At 66.8% G+C, this 19479-nt stretch carries 19 protein-coding genes and 1 tRNA gene; 11 read left to right on the top strand and 9 right to left on the bottom strand.

Features of this window, described 5'->3' with window-relative positions; genetic code table 11:
• Window positions 1-393 precede the first annotated feature (393 nt).
• Both OG933_RS07840 and OG933_RS07835 read right to left on the bottom strand, forming a co-directional pair.
• A complete protein-coding gene (locus OG933_RS07840) occupies window positions 394-1071 on the bottom strand; it encodes an SDR family NAD(P)-dependent oxidoreductase (RefSeq protein WP_405633278.1) in 678 nt (225 codons plus the stop codon).
• On the bottom strand, window positions 963-1370 hold the full coding sequence (locus tag OG933_RS07835; protein ID WP_405633275.1) for an acyl-CoA dehydrogenase family protein: 408 nt from the start codon (window positions 1368-1370) through the stop codon (window positions 963-965). The genes OG933_RS07840 and OG933_RS07835 overlap by 109 nt, the downstream gene beginning before the upstream one ends.
• A 418-nt stretch (window positions 1371-1788) precedes the next feature.
• Here OG933_RS07835 and OG933_RS07830 point away from each other — a divergent pair, with 418 nt between their 5' ends.
• Complete coding sequence (locus OG933_RS07830; protein ID WP_362518942.1) at window positions 1789-2991, top strand: serine hydrolase domain-containing protein; 1203 nt, start codon at window positions 1789-1791, stop codon at window positions 2989-2991.
• Window positions 2992-3030: 39 nt separating this feature from the next.
• On the opposite strand, the gene OG933_RS07825 is transcribed toward OG933_RS07830, so the two are convergent.
• On the bottom strand, window positions 3031-3609 hold the full coding sequence (locus OG933_RS07825; RefSeq protein ID WP_054241268.1) for a TetR/AcrR family transcriptional regulator: 579 nt from the start codon (window positions 3607-3609) through the stop codon (window positions 3031-3033).
• A 123-nt stretch (window positions 3610-3732) separates the two neighbouring features.
• On the opposite strand from OG933_RS07825, the gene OG933_RS07820 reads away from it, so the two are divergent.
• Both OG933_RS07820 and OG933_RS07815 read left to right on the top strand, forming a co-directional pair.
• Complete coding sequence (locus OG933_RS07820; protein WP_362518945.1) at window positions 3733-5163, top strand: MFS transporter; 1431 nt, start codon at window positions 3733-3735, stop codon at window positions 5161-5163.
• Between the two features lie 44 nt (window positions 5164-5207).
• Window positions 5208-5281 (top strand) — tRNA-Pro (locus tag OG933_RS07815).
• A gap of 115 nt (window positions 5282-5396) precedes the next feature.
• Here OG933_RS07815 and OG933_RS07810 read toward each other — a convergent pair.
• The 3 genes from OG933_RS07810 to OG933_RS07800 form a co-directional block, all read right to left on the bottom strand.
• The gene (locus OG933_RS07810) at window positions 5397-6599 is read right to left on the bottom strand and encodes a tyrosine-type recombinase/integrase (protein WP_405626161.1); all 1203 of its coding nucleotides are present in this window, start codon (window positions 6597-6599) and stop codon (window positions 5397-5399) included.
• Between the two features lie 110 nt (window positions 6600-6709).
• Window positions 6710-7018 (bottom strand): hypothetical protein, encoded by a 309-nt coding sequence (locus tag OG933_RS07805; protein ID WP_405626159.1) that lies wholly within the window; start codon window positions 7016-7018, stop codon window positions 6710-6712.
• Window positions 7019-7175: 157 nt separating this feature from the next.
• Entirely contained in the window at window positions 7176-8102 is a 927-nt protein-coding gene (locus OG933_RS07800; RefSeq protein WP_405626157.1) for a single-stranded DNA-binding protein, read from the bottom strand.
• Window positions 8103-8946: 844 nt separating this feature from the next.
• Between OG933_RS07800 and OG933_RS07795 the strand changes: the two genes are divergently transcribed.
• A complete protein-coding gene (locus OG933_RS07795; protein WP_405626155.1) occupies window positions 8947-10128 on the top strand; it encodes a hypothetical protein in 1182 nt (393 codons plus the stop codon).
• 6 nt (window positions 10129-10134) lie between these two features.
• Window positions 10135-10836, top strand: coding sequence for a hypothetical protein (locus tag OG933_RS07790; RefSeq protein ID WP_405626153.1), 702 nt, complete (start codon window positions 10135-10137; stop codon window positions 10834-10836).
• 6 nt (window positions 10837-10842) lie between these two features.
• Here the strand turns inward: OG933_RS07790 and OG933_RS07785 are convergent, their stop codons facing one another.
• Window positions 10843-11538 (bottom strand): DUF4145 domain-containing protein, encoded by a 696-nt coding sequence (locus OG933_RS07785; protein ID WP_405626151.1) that lies wholly within the window; start codon window positions 11536-11538, stop codon window positions 10843-10845.
• 217 nt (window positions 11539-11755) lie between these two features.
• On the opposite strand from OG933_RS07785, the gene OG933_RS07780 reads away from it, so the two are divergent.
• Window positions 11756-12286 (top strand): hypothetical protein, encoded by a 531-nt coding sequence (locus tag OG933_RS07780; protein WP_405626150.1) that lies wholly within the window; start codon window positions 11756-11758, stop codon window positions 12284-12286.
• A gap of 258 nt (window positions 12287-12544) precedes the next feature.
• Here the strand turns inward: OG933_RS07780 and OG933_RS07775 are convergent, their stop codons facing one another.
• Window positions 12545-12826 (bottom strand): SHOCT domain-containing protein, encoded by a 282-nt coding sequence (locus OG933_RS07775; RefSeq protein WP_362518948.1) that lies wholly within the window; start codon window positions 12824-12826, stop codon window positions 12545-12547.
• A 239-nt stretch (window positions 12827-13065) separates the two neighbouring features.
• On the opposite strand from OG933_RS07775, the gene OG933_RS07770 reads away from it, so the two are divergent.
• The 5 genes from OG933_RS07770 (at window position 13066) to OG933_RS07750 (ending at window position 17721) form a co-directional block, all read left to right on the top strand.
• Window positions 13066-13497, top strand: coding sequence for a hypothetical protein (locus OG933_RS07770; RefSeq protein ID WP_267023330.1), 432 nt, complete (start codon window positions 13066-13068; stop codon window positions 13495-13497).
• Between the two features lie 278 nt (window positions 13498-13775).
• The gene (locus tag OG933_RS07765) at window positions 13776-14615 is read left to right on the top strand and encodes an SDR family oxidoreductase (RefSeq protein ID WP_405626148.1); all 840 of its coding nucleotides are present in this window, start codon (window positions 13776-13778) and stop codon (window positions 14613-14615) included.
• 111 nt (window positions 14616-14726) lie between these two features.
• A complete protein-coding gene (locus tag OG933_RS07760; protein ID WP_362520054.1) occupies window positions 14727-16115 on the top strand; it encodes a cytochrome ubiquinol oxidase subunit I in 1389 nt (462 codons plus the stop codon).
• Window positions 16112-17161: a cytochrome d ubiquinol oxidase subunit II gene (locus OG933_RS07755; protein WP_362518955.1), complete on the top strand. Its 1050-nt coding sequence runs from the start codon at window positions 16112-16114 to the stop codon at window positions 17159-17161. Before OG933_RS07760 ends, OG933_RS07755 begins: the two co-directional genes overlap by 4 nt.
• The gene (locus OG933_RS07750) at window positions 17158-17721 is read left to right on the top strand and encodes a gluconokinase (protein WP_405626146.1); all 564 of its coding nucleotides are present in this window, start codon (window positions 17158-17160) and stop codon (window positions 17719-17721) included. Before OG933_RS07755 ends, OG933_RS07750 begins: the two co-directional genes overlap by 4 nt.
• Window positions 17722-17725: 4 nt before the next feature.
• Here OG933_RS07750 and OG933_RS07745 read toward each other — a convergent pair whose 3' ends face one another.
• Window positions 17726-19474 carry a cation:proton antiporter gene (locus OG933_RS07745; protein ID WP_405626143.1) on the bottom strand — a complete coding sequence of 583 codons (1749 nt, stop codon included), beginning with the start codon at window positions 19472-19474 and terminating at the stop codon, window positions 17726-17728.
• Window positions 19475-19479 lie beyond the last annotated feature (5 nt).

Here is a 19479-nt window from a genome sequence, read left to right as displayed (position 1 = left end):
CCGCAATGATTCGGTCAGTCATGGGCGGAGGGCCAGGGCGTAGGAAATCGGATGAATTCCTTTCGGGCCCGGCCTCGTTCACCCTCCACTCACACTGTAGAAACATGAACGAACGCAGGAAATGGGTTCCTCTGGACCGCTTGTCCGAATCGACACGCACATTCCCGGCGTCGGCCGGGTGGCGGGGAAAATTCTGTGTGTCGGTCCTGGAGTGACCGGGAAAGGCTTGTGCGGACGACGGTGCCCGAGTCGACCTGTGAGACGGGCCTTGACGCGGACCGGACCGCCCCGAAGACTGGAACGACTGCGGAGTCGAGCCGGTCTTCGGGAGGTCGTCGACCGGCTTGACTGCGTGGTCACCCGCCCTCGGCCCTCTCCGCGAGGCCGGGCGCCTCACACGCTGTAGCCCCCGTCCACCCCCAGGGCCTGGCCCGTGATGAATCCGGCCCGGTCCGAGGCGAGGAAGGACACCGCCTCCGCGATGTCCGCCGCCTCCCCGAACCGGCGCAGCGGGATGTTCCGCCGGGTGACCGCGAGCGCCTCGTCGTCCAGTTCGCCCGACTCGATCAGCCGGCCGGCGATGCCGTCGGTGAGCATGCCGGGCGCGACGCAGTTGACGCGGACCCCGTAGCGCCCCTCCTCGGCGGCCAGGGCGCGGGCGACCGCCTCGACCGCTCCCTTCGCTCCCGAGGACAGTCCGTCGCGTACCGGGAAGCGCCGGGTGGCGACGGTGGTGACCGCGACGATGCTGCCCCGGCTCCGGCGCAGTACGGGCAGCGCCGGATGGACGAGATTGAAGAACGCCCCCGCGTCAGCGTCGAGTTGGGCCCGGTACTCGCCCGGCGTCACCCGGCTCAGATGCCGCATCGGGACATGCGGACCGGCGGCGTACACGAGCGTGTGGATGCCGCCGTACGCCTCGGCGGTCGCGGTCACCGCCCGGGCCGTCGCCGTCTCGTCGGTCAGGTCCAGGCGGAGCGGCGCGAGCCCCTTCGTCTCGTCGGCGAGGGCCTGCGCCGCCTCCCGCCGGGCCCGGTAGGTGAACACCACCGCGCTGCCGCGTGCCGCCAGCGTCCGTACGACCGCCGCGCCGATGCCGCCCGTGCCACCCGCGACGAACGCCACCCCCGGCCGACCGGAGAAGTCCTCCATGCCCCACCGCCCTCCCTCTCTCCGTGCCCCGGCGCTCGGCCCCCGGCCCACAGCTCCAGGGACTCGGCGATGCCGATGCCCGCCTTCATGACCTCGCTCGTCCCGGCGTGGACGCGGGTGCTGCGCGTGTCCGCGTACAGCCGGGCGATCGGACGCTCCAGCATGTAGCCCTGTCCGCCGAAGAGTTGAAGACATCGGTCGACACCGATGGCCCGCATCTCGGTGCGGAAGGGCTTCACCTTTCGCCGCGTCGGCGCCGGAGAGCCGGTCCGCGGCGAGTTCGGCGACGACACGATCGAGCAGAGCCTGCCCGGTCCACCTCGGTCGCCGCCCGGGCGAAGCCGCGCACGGGCCGGGCCACGCGGCCTCGCGCCGTCGCCCTGCCGCCGACCCGGACGGCGTCGCAGGCCCGGATGGCGTCGGTGGCCCGGGTGGCGTCGGTGGCCCGGATGACGTCGGCGGTCAGGACGGCGTCGGCGGTCAGGACGGCGTCGGTGGTCCGGCCTGTGCGCCTCAACCGGTCGGGTCAACCGGACAGGGGCGCGGGAGGTGTGCCGAGGGCCGTACGGGTCCGGGGTGAGGGCGTACGGAGTGTTGACCCCGTGACCGATGTGACAATCAGCCCATAGTGCCCGTATGACGCGTACCCGTACGGCGCTGCTGTGTGCCGCCGCTCTCCTCGCCTCCACCCTCCAGACGGCGGCCGCGGCCGCCACCGCCGTCCCCGACCACCAGGACCGGGCCTGCGCCGCCACCCCGAAACCGCGGGGCAAGGCGCGCGAGGTCCTCGCCCTCGTCCGCGCCGCCCGCAAGGAACTCGGTCTCAAGGCCGCCCTGGTCAAGGTCACGGTCGACGGGCGTGAGCTCGTCACCGGCGCGGACGGCGAGTCCCTCACGGATGTGCCCGCCACGCCCGCCATGCACTTCCGGACCGGCTCGGTCGGCATCGCCTTCATGGGCACGGTGCTGCTCCAACTCGTCCAGGAGCACAGGGCGCGCCTCGACGACCCGGTCTCGCGCTGGCTGCCGGACCTGCCGCACGGCGACAAGATCACCCTGCGGATGCTCGGCGACTCGACCTCGGGCCTGCACGACTACGTCACCGACCCGGTGTTCCTGAAGAAGCTCTACGCCGACCCCTGGCAGCACTGGACCCCCGAGGAGGTTGTCGGGATCTCCCTCAGCCACCCCCTGTGGTACCGGCCGGGCACCAACTGGAGCTACTCGCACGCCAACTTCGTCCTCCTCGGCCGCGCCCTGGAGAAGATCTCCAAGACCCCGCTCGACCGTCTCCTGCGGCAGCGCGTCATGAAGCCCCTCAAGCTGCGCAACACCCGCAGCAACGACAACGCGCTCATCCCGCCGCCCGTGCTGCACGCCTACGACGACGAACGCGGCACCTACGAGGAGTCCACCTACTTCAACCCCTCCTGGACCACCGCCCCGGGCGCCATCCTGACCCAGGACATCTGTGACCTGGCCCGCTCCGGGCAGGGCATCGGCTCGGGCGAACTTCTCTCGAAGCGCTCCTTCGACACCCAGCTGGACCCGGGCACGGTCGGCCTCGGGCACGCCACCGCGAACTGCCCCGCCACGGTCTGCCTGCCCATGACCGAGGACTTCCACTTCGGCATCGGCGTCGTCGTCAAGAACGGCTGGGTGGTGCAGAACCCGTCCTTCTTCGGCTACGCGGCGGTGATGGCGTACGAGCCGCACCAGCGGCTGTCCATCGCGGTGTCCACGACGGTGGGCCCGGACGCCCCCGAGGGCAACACCGCCCAGACGATCACCGAGCGGATCGCGGACCTGCTCGCTCCGCAGTACCCGCTCTCCGGCTGACCCTCCCGTCGGGCCCGGCGCGCACCCCGTCCAGCCCGGTCAGCGCCCGGCGCGCACCCCGTCCATGGCGATGGCCAGGACGCGGTCGCGCTGGGCGTCGTCCACGAAGGCCGTCGCGGTGATCCCGGCGACCATCCGCAGCAGGTCGCCGAAGTCCATGTCCGCGCGGGCCGCCCCGGCCCGCTGGGCCCGCTCGAACAGCGGGCCGCCCGCCGCGTACATCGAGTCACGGCAGGCCTGGAAGATCTCCGACTCGTCCTCCAGTGCCTCGCGCACCGCCCGCTTGGTGACCATGTAGCCGGCGAACCGTTCGAGCCAGGCGGTGAGCGCCTCCCACGGCTCCAGGCCGGCGAACTCGACGGCCGACCGGCACAGCGCGTTGACCTCGTCCGCGTACACGCTCTCGAACAGGGCCCGGCGGGTCGGGAAGTTCCGGTACAGCGTGCCGATGCCGACGCCGGCGCGCCGGGCGATGTCCTCCAGGGACGCCTCGGAGCCGTGCTCGGCGAACGCCTCGCGCGCGGCGGCCAGCAGCGCGTCGTAGTTGCGGGCCGCGTCCCTGCGGACGGGGCGCTGGGCGGCGACGATCTCGCTGACGGGGAACTGCTGAGCCGGCACTGCTGCCTCCTGGGCGGGACTCGGTTGAAACGGAGGGTAGCCTCCGCTACAGTGGAGGGGTGCCTCCACTTTAACAGTCCGAGGCCTCTTCTCCTCTTTCCGGGTCCTTCCGAGAGGCTTGTCATGCCCCGCAAGTCCACCCGCCTCACCTTCGCGGTCCTCGCGACCGGTGCCGGCGTGTTCTCCATGCTCCAGTCGCTGATAGCGCCGGCCCTGCCGACCGTGCAGCACGCGCTGCACACCTCGCAGTCCACCGCGACCTGGGTGATGACCGCGTATCTGCTGTCCGCGTCCGTCTTCACGCCGATCCTCGGCCGGGTCGGCGACCTGATCGGCAAGAAGCGCACCCTCGTCGGGGTCCTGCTCGCCGTCCTGGCCGGCTGTCTGCTCGCCGCGCTCGCGCCCAACATCGGCGTCCTGATCCTCGCCCGGGTCGTCCAGGGCGTCGGCGGCGCCCTGTTCCCGCTCTCCTTCGGCATCATCAGGGACGAGTTCGCCCCCTCCCGGGTGCCCGGCAGCATCAGCAACCTGTCCGCCGTGATCGCCGCCGGCGGTGGCGTCGGCATGGTCGCGGCCGGACCGATCGTCTCCGCGCTCGACTACCGCTGGCTGTTCTGGATCCCCGTCGGCATCGTCGCGGCCGCCACGCTGATCGCCCTGCGCTATGTGCCCGAGTCGCCCGACCGGGCGGAGGGCAAGGTCAGCTGGCTCGGCGCCGTGCTGCTGTCCGGCTGGCTGGTCGCCCTGCTGCTGCCGCTCAGTCAGGCGGGCAGCTGGGGCTGGGGTTCGGCCCGGGTGATCGGTCTGTTCGCCGTGGCCGTGGCGCTGTTCGCGCTGTGGCTGTTCACCGAGGCCCGCTCCCGCAGCCCGCTGATCGACCTGCGCATCATGCGACTGCCGGCCGTGTGGACCACCAACCTCGCCGCCCTGCTGTTCGGCGCGGGCATGTACGCGATCTGGTCCTTCCTGCCCGGCTTCGTCCAGACCCCGAGCACGGCAGGCTACGGCTTCGGCGCGAGCGTCACCGCCTCCGGGCTCCTCATGCTGCCGATGCTGCTCGCGATGTTCGTCTCCGGTGTGCTCAGCGGCCGTCTCGAGCCCCGCGTGGGCGCCAAGGCGCTGCTCACGACCGGCGCCGCACTCGGTGCGCTCGCCCTGGGCTTCCTCGCCCTCTGGCACGACGAGCAGTGGCAGGTCGCCTTCGTGGCGGGCGTGTTCGGCCTCGGTATCGGCCTGGCCTTCGCCTCGATGGCCAACCTGATCGTCGGCAGTGTGCCCGCCGGGCAGACCGGCGCCGCCACCGGCATGAACGCCAACATCCGCACCATCGGGGGGTCGATCGGGGCCGCCGTCACCAGCGTCCTGGTCACCGGCCACCTCCAGCCGTCGGGCCTGCCCTACGACTCCGGCTACACCCACGGCTTCACCCTGCTCGCGGTGCTCTGCCTGGGCGCCGCCCTCGCCGCCCTGCTGGTCCCGGTCCGCCGCGCGAGCCGTCTGCCGGAGCAGGTCGCCCACCAGGCGCCGACCGCCGCACCCACCCCCGTACGGTAGGCTCTGCCTGCGCGTTCCCGCAGCTCACCGCCGCGGCAACGCCTCGGGACGTGGCGCAGCTTGGTAGCGCACTTGACTGGGGGTCAAGGGGTCGCAGGTTCAAATCCTGTCGTCCCGACTAGAGAAACACTCATAGCCGCAGATCAGAGCCCTGCTTCACTTCGGTGAGGCAGGGCTCTTGATCGTTTTCCGGCCTGTCGTGTCACATTTGGTCACAAGCCTGGTGGATCTTCTCAAGCGGCGAACAACTCCCCGAGCTTGTCCGAACCTGCCTTGAGACTCTGCGGGTCAGGGTGCACATAGACCCGCTTGGTGAAGGACAAGTCGCTGTGCCCCGCCCAGGCCGACACCACCGTGTCAGGGACGCCGTTGTTGGCCATCCACGAGAGGCACGCATGGCGGGCGTCGTAGAGACGTACCTTGCGAACGCCGGCCTCGGCCATCAGCCGGTGAGCCTCACGGCGCAGCTTGTCTGTCTTAAACGGTCGACCCAGCTCGTCGACGACCACATAACCGCTGTCCTCGTACGCTTCGCCCGCCGCGAGTTTCTCCGCCGCCGGCTGGGCACGGAAGGACACAAGCGCTGCTTGGAGGAGCTTGGGCAGCGGGAGGACACGCTTCCCGTTTTGGGTCTTGGGGTCCTTCTCGACCACCTTGTTCCGCTGCCCTTTCGGCAGACTCCGGTCATACACGATGGTGCGCGTATTCCCCACGACGATCGTGCCATTTCCGCTGAGGGAAACGTCCTGCTTCCAACGGGTACCGCACACCTCGGCGGGACGCTCGGCGATAAGCGTCAGAAGCATCACGCCAAAGAGCCGGTCACCTTTGGTCGCCTCGATAAACGCCTTAACCTCCGATGCGTCCCAGGGGCGACGCTGCGCGTCATCCCGGGCGGCTTTTCGTACGGCGTCGCGTGTTACGCGAACGTGCTCGGCGACATTACGAGCCACCCACCCACGACGCACCGCAAGGTGCAAGGCGGACCGCAGCCGACCGAGGGTAAGCCGTACGGAGCGAAGACCAAGACCCGTACCCGGCTTTCCACCCCGCTGCCGACCGCTCGTGAGCATCCAGTCGACAAACGCCTCAACGTCCTCCTCGGTCAGCAGCTGAAGCCGCTTGTCTCCAAGAAACAGCCGAGCAGGGCGGATGGCATTGTCGTAGTTGGAGGCGGTTGCGTCCTCGACGCCTCGGATCGCGCTCTTGAGCCACAGATCGAGAAGCTCGTCAACGGTGACCTTCGTTGGCACCACGAAGGTCCCGGTCGTGGACTGATGCCGAATACGGGCCAGCTCCGCGCGAGCCTCTTTCTTGGTGTCGAAGGTCTTTCTGATCTGGCGTCTTCTGCCATTTCCCTGACGCGGGCCGTCAGTCACGAAGCGATACCGCACCGTACCGTCTGCAAGCGTGATCTTCTTGATTGGGTCACCCACCGTGTCACCTGCTCCTCGTTTGACCCCCCAGGTTGCTCTGAGTGTGATCCTCGCACCGGACGAAAAGCAACAGGTTCAGAGCGCTTCGAGGTACCGGATCAAAGACGCGGTCAGTACCCGGTAGCGGCTGCCAAACGCCACAACCCGAAACGGCACCTCACCTCGCGTGTTTCTGCCACTCCCGCCTCTCGCTGTTTCAACCAAGAATTATATGTACCAACTCCAAGATCGTGCATGTCTTCAAGCAAGATTCCTGCCGGGGTCTGGTTCGCGCTGCTGGCAGCTCGCTCGTCGAGTGAGCCTTTTTCTTCCGCAATATGCTGGAGCTCAGCAGCCACGTAGGGCAGCAAGTTCTTTGCACCCTCGGAAGAAGACAGTACGGACTCAACAGGAAGCCGCTCGACCTGTTTGGATTCCACCTCTTCGCTGTGTGGTCGTTGTCCTTCTCCCCCTTCTGACATATATAGCTGTTTTTCTCATATTTGCTATGTTGGTGTCAAGACGCAAAAAAGGGACGGTAGGGTACCGTCCCGAAAATTGAACTGTCACGCCCGCGAGGGCTTGCTCAGTGTCGTGTTACCGCAACTGAGTAGATCTCCTGCGCCGTTTTGGTCGTGCCCCGTCTTTCCCTTGGTACTCCCGCTCGTGGAGGTAGCCCACGACCTCGATCTCGTTCCCCTTGACCAACTCGCCGGCCTCGGCGCGCGTCTTCAGTGCTGCCGCGCGCTCGCCGAACGCCAGGATGTTGTGCCACCGGGTCGTTCCGTCGTCCAGATGCACGGCCAGAGGGAACTTCCCAACGAGCTTGCCATTGGCGGTCTCCCGGACGGTAGGGGTACGCCCCAGTCGACCAACCAACTTGACGCGCTGACGCTCGGCCTCGCTGGCCTCCGCCTCCTCCTTCGCGCCTTGCTCCTTCTGTGGCGCGCCTTCCGTGGGCTTGACGGGCTCGGGCGTGGCTTCGGCTTGCACCTGCTGGATCATTGGGCGCACATCGGGAAAGGCACCCAGTGCCCGGGACGGTTCCTGTCGGGGCTTCTCCGGCGGCTTGGCTCCCTGCGCGGTGACAGGCGTTTCGTCCTGCTCGGCCGGGGCCTGGACGGCCTCATGGCGCGTGATGATCTGTTCGGTGTCTTCCAGATCCTGTGGGAGGCCACCGACCGGAACGGGGCCGGCGTCGACCTGGTAGCCAAACGTCAGCCCGCCATCGGGATGCAGGGCCATCGAGGAGTGCTCATGGTCTGAGTCCTTGCGCAGAAAGACGATTCCCTCGTCCTCGACGCGGGGCAGCATGTCGCCAAACAGCTCAATGCGAGCGCCCTTGGTCGTGATGCGGGAAACACCACGCTCGGGGAAGGTGTCCAGACTCAGAAAGGTGCCGTTGCTTCGCACCTGGAAGTGCTGCCCCTCGCCGTACGCGGGATCGGTCACCGGGAACGCCTCGGTGCCAAGCGCCTTCGCGACGGCTGCGTTATCAAATTTGGGTCTTGCTCGTTCTGCCATATCAGAACGGATTATACGAGGTCAGGACGAGGAAAGATGTAAGGCAGCTTACGAAAGCTACCGACTAGCGCGACCGCCCCCGGAAATGAAACCACCCTGCGCCTCGTGCCTAGGTGCGTAGTTGGTCGGAGGCAGAGGGCGACGCGGTGGTGGATTTTTCCTGGCTGAATCAAGAATCTTCTTTTGATACTCGGTCAAACCGACATCAATGCGTGCCTCTGACTTCTCTGACGCAGAAGTGGAAGCGTCGGGACTCTCTGGTGGCTTACTGTCGGAGTGTTTCACGAAAATCACCACCAAGACTACAGGATGCGAATCGATTGCGCCCTTATACGGCTCTGAGCCTCTAGTTTCTTTCCACCCCTCTCTATTCACAACTCATTATAGCATGTCGCAGGAAAAGTCAAGCAGGAAAAGTTGACACGGGCTCATTTCCTGTCCCATCAGGTCTATTCGGGTGAACTTTCGCGCCTGTCCGAGGTGGAGGATGAGGGGTGGGGAATACTCAAGGCAAACCAATATCGAGTGACTTGGGGGAAGCGTATCAATGTGTCGCCTTTGCAAGTGTTGCGATTCGCCCGATCCCATCAAAAGGTTCAACGATGTTGAAGCAGAAGCGGCGGCTATCGCACTGCTCAGTGACCTGGCGTGGCGAGTGCGCGCGGTTGAGCGAATCGAACTATAGAGTGCAAGTTGGGCAGATCGAAAAAAATCGATCCATGTAGAGCCGCTGCAAAGCTGGTTGCCAACAGAACTCAGCAATGCCTTGGAAGATCATCATACGCATGCGCGACTCTTTTTGCCGATTGGAAATTTCCCGAGAGGTGCCCTCCTTGACTTTAGCGTGACTGTAGCTGACCGGTCAGCTTTTTTGTTGCCACGTAGCGATCAAGCCCTCATTCGGGCGCGCTATGTCGAAGAGTTGGCTCGAAGGGCTGGCATTCCTTTTGATAGAGCTCGAGTAATTCCTATGTTGCAGGCGATCTTTGGCTTCGCTACTGAGCATTGGAAGAGGCTCCTTCAGCAGGAGTCATTCCCATCTGATTCTGTGCTGCGAGCTCTATTCTGCAAGTACCTGAATAAAGTGGGTATTCCTGGTTGGGTGCAGCAAGATTTTGACTATGTGACGGTTCAAAGGTGGGACGAATTGATCGAACAGACTCGGGGCATTGTGCGAGAGAGAATTTCGACAGACTATGTTAGTGCGGCTGAGCATCCGATCCTCGCCCTACCGCACGCAAGTGGAATCGTTCTGAATCACGAGCAGGAGGTGTCTCAGCATCTCACCAGTCTCGACGATCTGCTCACATCGGCCGCCGCTGCTTCATCTCATATTCCGGCAGCAAAATCGTTGCTGGACGTGTATGCCGTTGGGGGAAGTCATTGGGATGCGATTGCCGAGGTAGTTGTTCCTCTGAAGGAACCCTTCATGATCAAGACATGCGAGAAGCGGGAAATTGGACTCAAGAGACGAGCAAACTGGAAAAAGTCGTCACATCAGATTGTCGCCTTCAATGATGCATACTCGACCCACCTCAATATTCGAGTTGCAGATACAAACGTCGAAATGGAGGTGCGGGGTGCACGGGTGCTTGATGAGCGTAACGACCTCATTAGTGGCTCACCAGATTTTCAGCGTTCCACGCCGGAGCTTTTTTCGCTAAACAGTGCCCGCCCGAATCGGCCGCACTATGTAGTGTTGAGCATGCCACTAAAAGCGAGCCTGCCGGCGCGAGTGAGTCGATTCGTCATCTTTGCACTCACCGCAAGTGCCCTCATTGCCTTTTGCTTCTTCCTGTTTAACTGGCTCGGAGCGGGAGGGGGAAGGAACATGACGGCAGGTGATGTCGCCGTCATCCTTGTGCCTTCTGCAATTGCGGCGTCCTTGCTTCTAGTGCGAGAAACGTCGACACTAAGTACCGAGATTAATGAAGATTGGTCCGTTACGACTGGGTTGATTCTTCTGATCTTGTGGATCAGCACGTTGATTGCCTACGGATTCAATGGTATCGACTGGGGAAGGTGACTTCAAATGCCGCGGACGCAGGAAGAAAAAAACGAACTTCTCGATAGGGACCTTGCGCAGGTGGCCAAGATCCTCGCCGGTGTGTTCGTGGCAATCGCCGGTATTGGAACTGCATTCGGACTTTCGCAGGATGCTCTACTGACGGCGGTAAACAATAATTTGGGGCTCTTCGTTGGTGTGGCCATCCTTGCGCTCATTGCGGTAGGGCTAAGTCTTCTATCGCTATTTTTCAAGAGCAATGGATCAGGAAACCTGTGGCAGCTAGGCTTCCTCGGTGCGGGGTCAACTGCATACCTGATTGCGCTACTGATGACTGTCGGTGGCGTGGCAAGCTACGCAACGGGAAATGGTCGCCCGAATGTGACAAATGTATCTGTCGTTCCCGGCTCCCCCGTGAAGATCAACTTCACGGTGCACGCTGACGGAATGCAAGCGAAGAAGGTGCTGATTGTAGTGGTCGACGCCTTCAAAGATAAGGCCCCAATTGGCACAGAGCCTTTGTATAGAACCATCCTCCACGCTGACGATAAGGGTGACATCGAGCAAAAAGTGGAGTTCGTCATGGAAAGGGGAGAGGCGACACGCCTAACGATCCGAGCCCGACCCGATAAAGTAACGGAGGATGGAGCTGTTTGCGACTCCAGTCAGGATTCAGACAAACTCGGATGCGCCACGGTGATCCTTCCTCCGGAGAAGAAGAAGGCCTAGCGCCTATCACCCTGTGGCCGGCGTATCTGTCGAGGTTGCTGCTGCCGCCTTCTTCGCCTGACGAGCAGCCTTCTGGGCGGCCGTCTTAGCAGGAGCGATGAACACGCCGTCGAGAACCATGTCCATCAGTTCCAGGATGGCCCTGGCCTCGTCTTCACTGATGGGGTTGTTGACCAGGTCGGCATGAGCGGCATCGTTGCCGACGAAACGGACTTCGTGGGCAGCGTCACGGACGTGTTCGTACACCAGGTGCCGGTTGTAGAGCTCGTCGATCTTGGCTACGAGACTGCCCTGCGTGATTCCCTGAGCCTTGGCCACGGCCTCAACCGTTGTCCGTGCCATCAGCACCGCGGCCTGGTGATGGCCCACGCTCATAGAGCCGTGCGCTTCGGTCGCCACCTTGGCGATCTTCGGGGGCACGCTGTCCGGGTACTCCTTGACCAAGGGCTCCTGCGGATACCACCCAAGCGGGATGAAGTCGTGGGTGTAGACCTTGCCCGGCCCCCCGAGCTCGGGATAGAAGCCCTGTGAAAGGGAGGCGGAACCACACCCGGCGCAAGTGAACACGGCCCACCCAGGGGAACCAGGAGCATCGAAGTCGTCCCCTGTCACGGATGCCCGCTGGATCATCGGCTGATGATCAACGGGCATCATGACGGTAGCGTGTCGGCACCAACCGCAGCGGGTCTGAGGGTTGTTCATGCCGAGCAAGCGTACGGGCTACCAATGCTTGTCGAGCAGGCGGTTTTCTGAAGCGTGCTCGACGGGCCATGTAGATCCACTAAGCGAGCGCTTCGCGCTCCATGATCAAGTAGTCGACTAGCGCCCGCGCCGGCCTTCTTAGCGGCTCAGGTGACCTCTGCGAGGCCATCCCATATCGGCCCTGTCTGTGGCCCGTTACCCGCCTGAGAATCTCGTGGTGGCTGACACCCTCCTAGCTGTATCGTCCAGCCTCATGCGGCAAGTCGTCTTTGATTCAAACGCGGTCGATCCAGTGGCCGACGTATCCGGTGCCTACGAGGCGCTGGAGTCAGCGGTGAACGCTGGCAAGCTGAAGATCCTCTACACCCACGTGAACATCGACGAGCTTGCCGAGATCCCGGATCTTGATCGACGAAGGAGGCTCTTGCTACTGCTTGTAGCACTGGGCAACCTCGTGCCTACAGGCGCGACTGCCGTCGATTACTCGCGGATTAACTTCTGCCGCGTCAGCGACGAGAGCGACGACTTTGAGCTGATGCGTTCCAAGAGCATAAAGCACACGCAGGACGCGCTGATCGCGTCAACAGCGCGGTTTGAGCAGTGTGCTCTGGTCACCAACGAACATCGGTTGGCCAAGCGATCGCGGGAGCGTGGCATCGAAGTACTGACCAGCGCGGAGCTCCTGGCCGAGTTCGGGTTCACGTTGCCTATCCCGAAGCCGTCTGCAACCACAGTGCCGACGACGTGAGCCCCGGCGTGTCACCGATGTGTCACACACCCCACCCCGCACCCCGGAGCACGCTCCCCTGACCTGGACGTTTGCGGACTGTGTGGACTGGACGGACGAGAAAGACCGGGCGTCAGTTTCTGGGGGTCAAGGGGTCGCAGGTTCAAATCCTGTCGTCCCGACTCTACGAACTCATAGGTCGTAGGTCGTAGGTCGTAGGTCAAAGGCTGTACCGGAGCAGTTCCGGTACAGCCTTTCGCCTCTGGATCGGCCTCAGGATCAGGATTCGAGGATCCTGCGCTTCTGCTCCTCGAACTCGGCCTCGGTGAGGACACCCTGGGCCTTGAGCTCCCCGAGCTGCTTCAGCTGGTCGATCTTGCTGCTCATGTCGGCAGGCTGGGCGGGCGGGGGAGCGGCGGCCGGCGCCGGCTGCGGCGCGGCCTGCTGATCCTGCTGCTGGGCCCAGCGCCCTTGCTGGCGGCGTGACACGCGGTTGGACACGGCGGTCGCGGTACCGGCCACGACGGCTGTGCGGGCGACCCCGCGGAGGAGACCTGGCACGGCGGTTTCCTTTCTCGCCGGAGACCTGCGGAAGAGACGGCTTCTCCGGCCGGCGCGCGACGGTCGGCGCACCGGATACCCCCATTGGACCACCGCCGGATTTCCGTCGCACCTCGGCCCCCGCGCTGAACTGCGGGTATATCGGTGTTCTGCCGGTTTGTGCTTCTCGTGGCAAGCTGATATCTGGGCGACCGAACGGCCACCTGTCAGTGGCGAGATGTAAGTGGGAGGAGCCCGAAATGGCCGCGACCGGAATGCACCACGGACACGGAACGGCAAGCAGCGGCGGAGCGTGGGTGTCCGGCTGGACCGGCTTCGCCGGGGTCATGATGATCTTCGGCGGGGTGATGGCGATATTCCAGGGAATTGCCGCCATCGCCCAGGACGACGTCTTTGTCGTCACCCGTGATTACGCCTACAACTTCAATCTGACGAGTTGGGGCTGGATCCATCTCGTCCTCGGCGTTCTGGTCGCGCTCGCGGGCGCCGCTCTGTTCCGCGGCGCGGCGTGGGCACGCGTCGTCGGCGTCGCCCTGGCCGGCCTGTCGATGATCGCCAATTTCATGTGGCTGCCGTACCAACCCGTCTGGGCCATCGTGCTGATCGCCGTGGACGCCTTCGTCATCTGGGCGCTGTGCGTCGGAACGGGCCGGGACGCCCGCACCGAGTAGCAGGTCCTCGCGGCCCGTCCGACCAGCCAAGCAGCCCGTCCGACCAGCCCGTTGACCAGCCCATCGACCAGCCCGTCCGGTCGGCCCGTCCGAGCGGTCCGCGCCGTTTGCGCGCGGCCCGGTCGGCGGGCATTGGGCCGTTCAGCGCGCGCGGGCACCCGGGCGGCTGACGGGAGACGTCCCACCGTGCCGTACCGATCCACACGTGTTTTCGTGGTCGGGCGGATTCCTTTGAACGTCCGCCGAATGTCCGCGTCGGCACGCACAGGGAGACACGAGTGGAAACCAGCGGCAACAACGGTCGCCAGCCCCTTGCCCCGCTGCTCCTCAAAGGGCAGAAAGCGCTGGTGACGGGCGCGAATTCCGGCATCGGAAAGGCCACGGCGATCGGCCTGGGGCGGGTGGGCGCCGATGTGGTCGTGAACTACGTGGCGGGGCGGGAAGCCGCGGAGGAAGTGGTGCGCGAGATCGAGGGTCTCGGCGTCCGCGCCTATGCGCACGAGGCCGATGTGTCTCAGGAGGACCAGGTCGTCGACATGGTCTCCCGAATGGTCGAGGAGTTCGGCACCATCGACGTCATGGTCGCCAATGCGGGCCTCCAGCGGGATGCGGCCCTCACCGACATGACCATCGACCAGTGGCGCAAGGTACTGGACGTGAATCTGACCGGACAGTTCCTGTGCGCACGTGAAGCGGCCAAGGAATTCATGCGGCGCGGTGTCGTTCCGGAGGTGTCCCGGTCCGCCGGGAAAATCATCTGCATGAGTTCGGTCCACCAGATCATCCCCTGGGCGGGCCATGTGAACTACGCGTCGTCCAAGGGCGGGGTGCAGATGCTCATGGCGACCCTCGCGCAGGAGCTCGCGCCGCACCGGATCCGGGTGAACGCCGTCGCTCCGGGAGCCATCCGCACGCCCATCAACCGCAGTGCCTGGGAGACCCCCGAGGCCGAGGCCGACCTGCTCCGGCTCATCCCCTACCACCGCGTCGGCGACCCGGACGACATCGCGAACGTGGTGGCCACTTTGGCCTCCGACCTCCTCGACTACGTGGTGGGGACCACCATCTACGTCGACGGCGGAATGACGCTGTTCCCCGGATTCGCCACGGGTGGCTGAGACCCGTCACGCCTGCGCCATCCCGGACGAGCCACCGAGGACCATGTGAACAGCGCGATCGACCACTTTCTGGCGGACGGCCCCGCACAACTGCTGCCGGCCCGGGAGCTGATGGCCTTCACCCTGGGCTCCCACATCCTGCTCGTGCCCTTCGGCGTGGCCCTGCCCGCCATCACCCTCCTGATGCACTACCGAGGACTGCGCAAGGGCGACGCCGTCGCCCTGCTGCTCGCGCGGCGCTGGTCGGCGGTCATGGCCGTCCAGTTCGCCATCGGCATCGTGACCGGCACGGTGCTCTCCTTCGAACTCGGCCTGCTGTGGCCGGGGATGATGGGCCGGTGGGGCGATGTCTTCGGCCTCGGCTTCGGGGTCGAGGCCTGGGCGTTCTTCCTCGAGGCGATCCTCATCGCCATCTACCTGTACGGCTGGCGCCGGCTCAAGCCGTGGACGCACTTCTGGCTCGGCCTGCCCCTGCCGCTGGCCGCCCTGATGGGGGCGTTCGGCATCGTGGCCGCGAACTCCTGGATGAACACCCCGCGCGGCTTCTCGCTCGACGCGTCCGGCAAGCCCGTGGACGTCGACGTACGGAGGGCGATCTTCACCCCCATGTTCGGCCCGGAGTACTGGCACTTCGTGGTCGGAGTGGTGCTGACGGCCGGCTATGTCATCGCCGGGGTGTACGCGGTCGGCTGGCTGCGGGGCCGCCGGGACCGCTACCACCGGCTCGGCTTCACCGTGCCGTTCTCCGTCGCCGCGATCCTGACCCCCGTGCAGTTCGTGCTCGGGGACTCGATCGCCCGGTCCGTCTTCCACGAGCAGCCGGTGAAGTTCGCGGCCACCGAGATCGTCTGGAAGACCGACACCCACGTGCCGGAGTACATGTTCGGGCGGCTGCATGCCGACGGGACGATCTCCGGCGGGATCAGGATCCCCCAACTGGACTCGATCCTCGCCGGTTTCAGCCCGGACACCAAGGTGACGGGACTTTCCTCGGTCCCGGCGAGCGACCGCCCGACGGCGACGCAGGCCACGATCGCGCACTGGGCGTTCGACATCATGGTGACCATCGGCAGCCTGCTCGTCCTGCTCGCCCTCTGGTACGGCTGGTGCTGGCTCCGCCGCCGTGACCTGCCCGGGTCCCCGTGGTTCTTCCGGTGCGCGGCACTGGCCGGCGGCGCCTGTCTGCTGACCGTGGAGTGCGGCTGGATCACCACCGAGGTGGGCCGGCAGCCCTGGATCGTCTACCAGAACATGCGGGTCGCGGAGGCGGTGACGGACACCCGGGCCCCGACCCTGTGGACGATGCTCGGCCTCGTCGTGGTGCTCTACGTCCTCGTGTTCGGCGCCTTCCTGACCGTCCTGCTGAGGATGAGCGGACGATGGCGGCTGGCCGACGAGGGCGCCGCCACGGCAGCCGCCCCCGGGGACGTGGAGGGCGACACCCCCTACGGGCCCCGGCCGTTGTCCACGACCGGTGGCAAGGACGGGGGCGGCACATGACCGAGGACGCCGTCGCCTGGGTGCTGCTGGCCGTGGTGACCGCCTACGCGTGTGCCGGCGGCACGGACTACGGCGCCGGATTCTGGGACCTGCTCGCGGGGGGCACCCGGCGGGGCAAGCGCCCCCGGTGGCTCATCGACCACGCCATGGAGCCGGTGTGGGAGACCAACAACGTCTGGCTCATCTTCGTCCTGGTCATCATGTGGACCGGCTTCCCGGTCCTGTTCCAGACGGTCTTCACGGCCATGTGGCTGCCGCTGGCACTGGCGGCCGTCGGACTCGTCCTGCGCGGCGCCGGGTTCGCCCTGCGCAAGCCCACGCAGCGGCTCGCCGGGCGCAGGGTCTACGGCGCGGTCTTCGCCGTCTCCTCGCTGCTGACGCCCTTCTTCCTCGGCGCGGCGGTCGGCGGGCTGGCCACGGGCCGGGTGGCTCCCGGCACCGAGGCGTCGGCCGACGCGTGGTCCAACGGGACGTCCGTGATCGCCGGCCTGCTGACCGTCGCCGCGACCGCCTTCCTCGGGGCGGTGTTCCTGACCGCCGACGCCCGCCGCTTCGACGCCGCCGACCTGGTCGGCTACTTCCGCCTGCGGGCCTGGTGCAGCCTCGGCGTCCTCGCCGTCCTGGCGTGCGTCGGCCTGGTCGTCACCCGCGACGACGCGCGCTACGTCCACGACGGGCTGACCAGCGGCATCGGTCTCGCCCTCGTCCTGGTCGCCGTCGTCAGCGCGCTGGCCACCGCCGTGCTGCTGTACCGCACCGCCACGGGATGGGCGAGGATCACCGCCGTCGCCAGCGTGGCCCTCGTCGTCGTGGCGTGGGGGCTGGCCCAGCGGCCCTATCTCATCCCCACCTCGCTGACCGTGTCCGAGGCGGCCGGCGCGACGACGACACTGCGCTGGCTGCTGCTGGTCACGGCCATCGCCGTGGTGCTCGTCGGACCGCCCCTCGTCCTGCTCTACCGGCTGGACACCGCCGGGGCCCTCCAACCCCTCACCGAGGCGGACCTGCGGCGGACGGCGGCCGGACGGGAACCCGAGAGCCCGTGACCGGCGGCGGGGAGTCGGTGCGCGGGGCCGGACAGGCACCGCCGATCGTGCTGGTCCTCGGGGTGTCCGGTTCCGGCAAGACCACCGTCGGCAAGGCGGTCGCCGAGCGGCTCGGAGTGACGTTCGTCGAGGGCGACGGCTTCCACAGCGCGGCCAACATCGCCAAGATGACCGCCGGCCACGCCCTGGACGACGCCGACCGCGGGCCCTGGCTGCGGGCCCTCGCCGACCGCGTCCGGCGCTCCGCCGAGGCCGGGGAGGGGCTGGTCGTCGCCTGCTCGGCCCTCAAGCGGGCGTACCGCGACGAACTCCGGGCGGCCGCGGGCGCCCGGCTCTGGTGTCTCTACCTCGCCCTGGACCGGGACACCGCACGGGACCGGGTGTCCCGGCGCACCGGCCACTTCATGCCCGCCCGGCTGGTCGACTCGCAGTTCGCGACGCTGGAGCCACTGGAACCGGACGAGCCGGGCCTGACCCTGGACGCCACAGCCGCTCTGCCGGCCGCTCTCGCCCGGGTGCGGGCCGCCGTCGCCTCCTTCGGGCGGTCCACGGGCCGCTGACGGGTCACGCGCTCAGGAGTACGGCGAGGTCCCCCGGCCGCGGCGCCGGGCCGCCGGCCCGGGTGACGGGGAGGAGCCGGCCGTCACCCCGCACCAGGAACAGCATCCGGTGTCCGGCCGGCAGGGTGCCGTCGAAGCGAAGCGTCACGACCCGGGCGCCCCGGGCGTGACGACGTGCCAGTTCGGGCCCGGTCAGGTCCGGATCGAAGAGCACCTCGCCGCCCGCGTAGGGCGTGATGACGCCCTGGCTTTCCGGGGGCGGCCGCAGCCGGTGGACCGTGCCCTCGACGCTGCCCGTGAGATGCGTGGCCGCCAGCGCGTTGAAGTCGTCCTCGCCGGTGAGGAGCAGGACCCCGGTGAGGCCTTCGAGCTCGGCGCCCTCGCCCGTGGCCGCGGCGAACAGCTCTCCCGGGGCGAGTTCGATCCCGGCGGCCCTGATGCTGTCCCGCTCCGTCTCGCGCCCCGCCCACATCACGACCTCCAGCCCGGCCGACCGCAGGGCCCGCCCCAGATCCACCACCCATGGATCGCCGCCCACGAGCAGCGGTCGGGAACGCGTCGAGCGCACCACGCCCAGCCGCCCGGCCACCGCCGCCGCGCTCAGCCCGTACAACGTGACGGTGGCGACGATCACCACGAAGGTGGCCGGCAGGATCTTCGCCGCGCCCCCGACGCCCTGGTCCACGAGCGTGGCCGAGAACGTCGAGGCGGTGGCGGCGGCCACGATCCCGCGCGGCGCCATCCACCCGAGGAAGCCCCGTTCCCCGGCCGTCAGATCGGTTCCCCAGGCCGACACGGCCGCCACCAGGGGGCGGGCCACGAGCACCAGGACCGCCACGAGCCCCAGCGTCGGCAGCACCACATGCCGCAGGGACCGGGGGCTGACGGTGGCCGAGATGGAGATGAACAGCAGTCCGATGACCAGAGCCACGAGGGTCTCGAAGAACGGCCGCCGCGCCGTGACGCCCCCGCCGGACAGGTTCGCCACCGCCAGCCCCATCAGGACGGCGGCGATGAGTCCGGTGTCGTCCCGGACGATGTCGCAGGCGGCCGCCACGCCGACCACCGCGGCGAGCTGCACCGTGGTGGCGAGCACCTCCCCGAGCCGGAGCCTGCGCAGCGCCACGGTCAGTACGGCCGCTCCGACGATTCCCCCCGCCACCCCCACCGCCGTGCTGACGGCGAAGGCGCCGAGCCGGCTGCCGAAGCCGCCGGGCCCGCCGGCCGTGACGGCGTGGAAGACCAGCGCGCCCAGGATGCCGCCCACGGGATCGATCAGCGACCCCTCCCAGACGAGGATCCGCCGCAGGCGCTCCGTGGGGCGGACGAAGGCGAGCAGCGGCCCGACGACCGTCGGCCCGGACACGACCAGGATCGCTCCGAGCATCACGGCCGCGCCCTGTGACATCCCGAGCAACGGCATGGCCACCAGCGCCGCCGAGGCGCCGCTGACCAGCGCGCCGAACCAGATCAGCCGCACCACGACCCGGCGGGTGTGGTCTCTCAAGCCCCTCAGGTCCAGGCCGAGGCCGGCGTCGTAGAGGATCACCGCGACGGCCAGCGAGACCAGCGGGGAGAAGGTGCTGCCCAGGAGCCGCTCGGGGTCGACGTCGTCGGTCAGGGCGCCCGCGGTGAATCCGACGGGCAGCAGAACGATCAGCGCGGGGATGCGCAGACGGTTCGCCAGCACCTGGGAGCCGACGGCCAGCACGATGATCAGGCCGAGGCCCAGGAATACCTGGTCTTCCGTCACCGCGC

This window comes from Streptomyces sp. NBC_00016, from assembly GCF_045040885.1.
GTDB lineage: Bacteria > Actinomycetota > Actinomycetes > Streptomycetales > Streptomycetaceae > Streptomyces > Streptomyces coriariae.
This window is presented reverse-complemented; position numbering and strand designations above follow the sequence as displayed.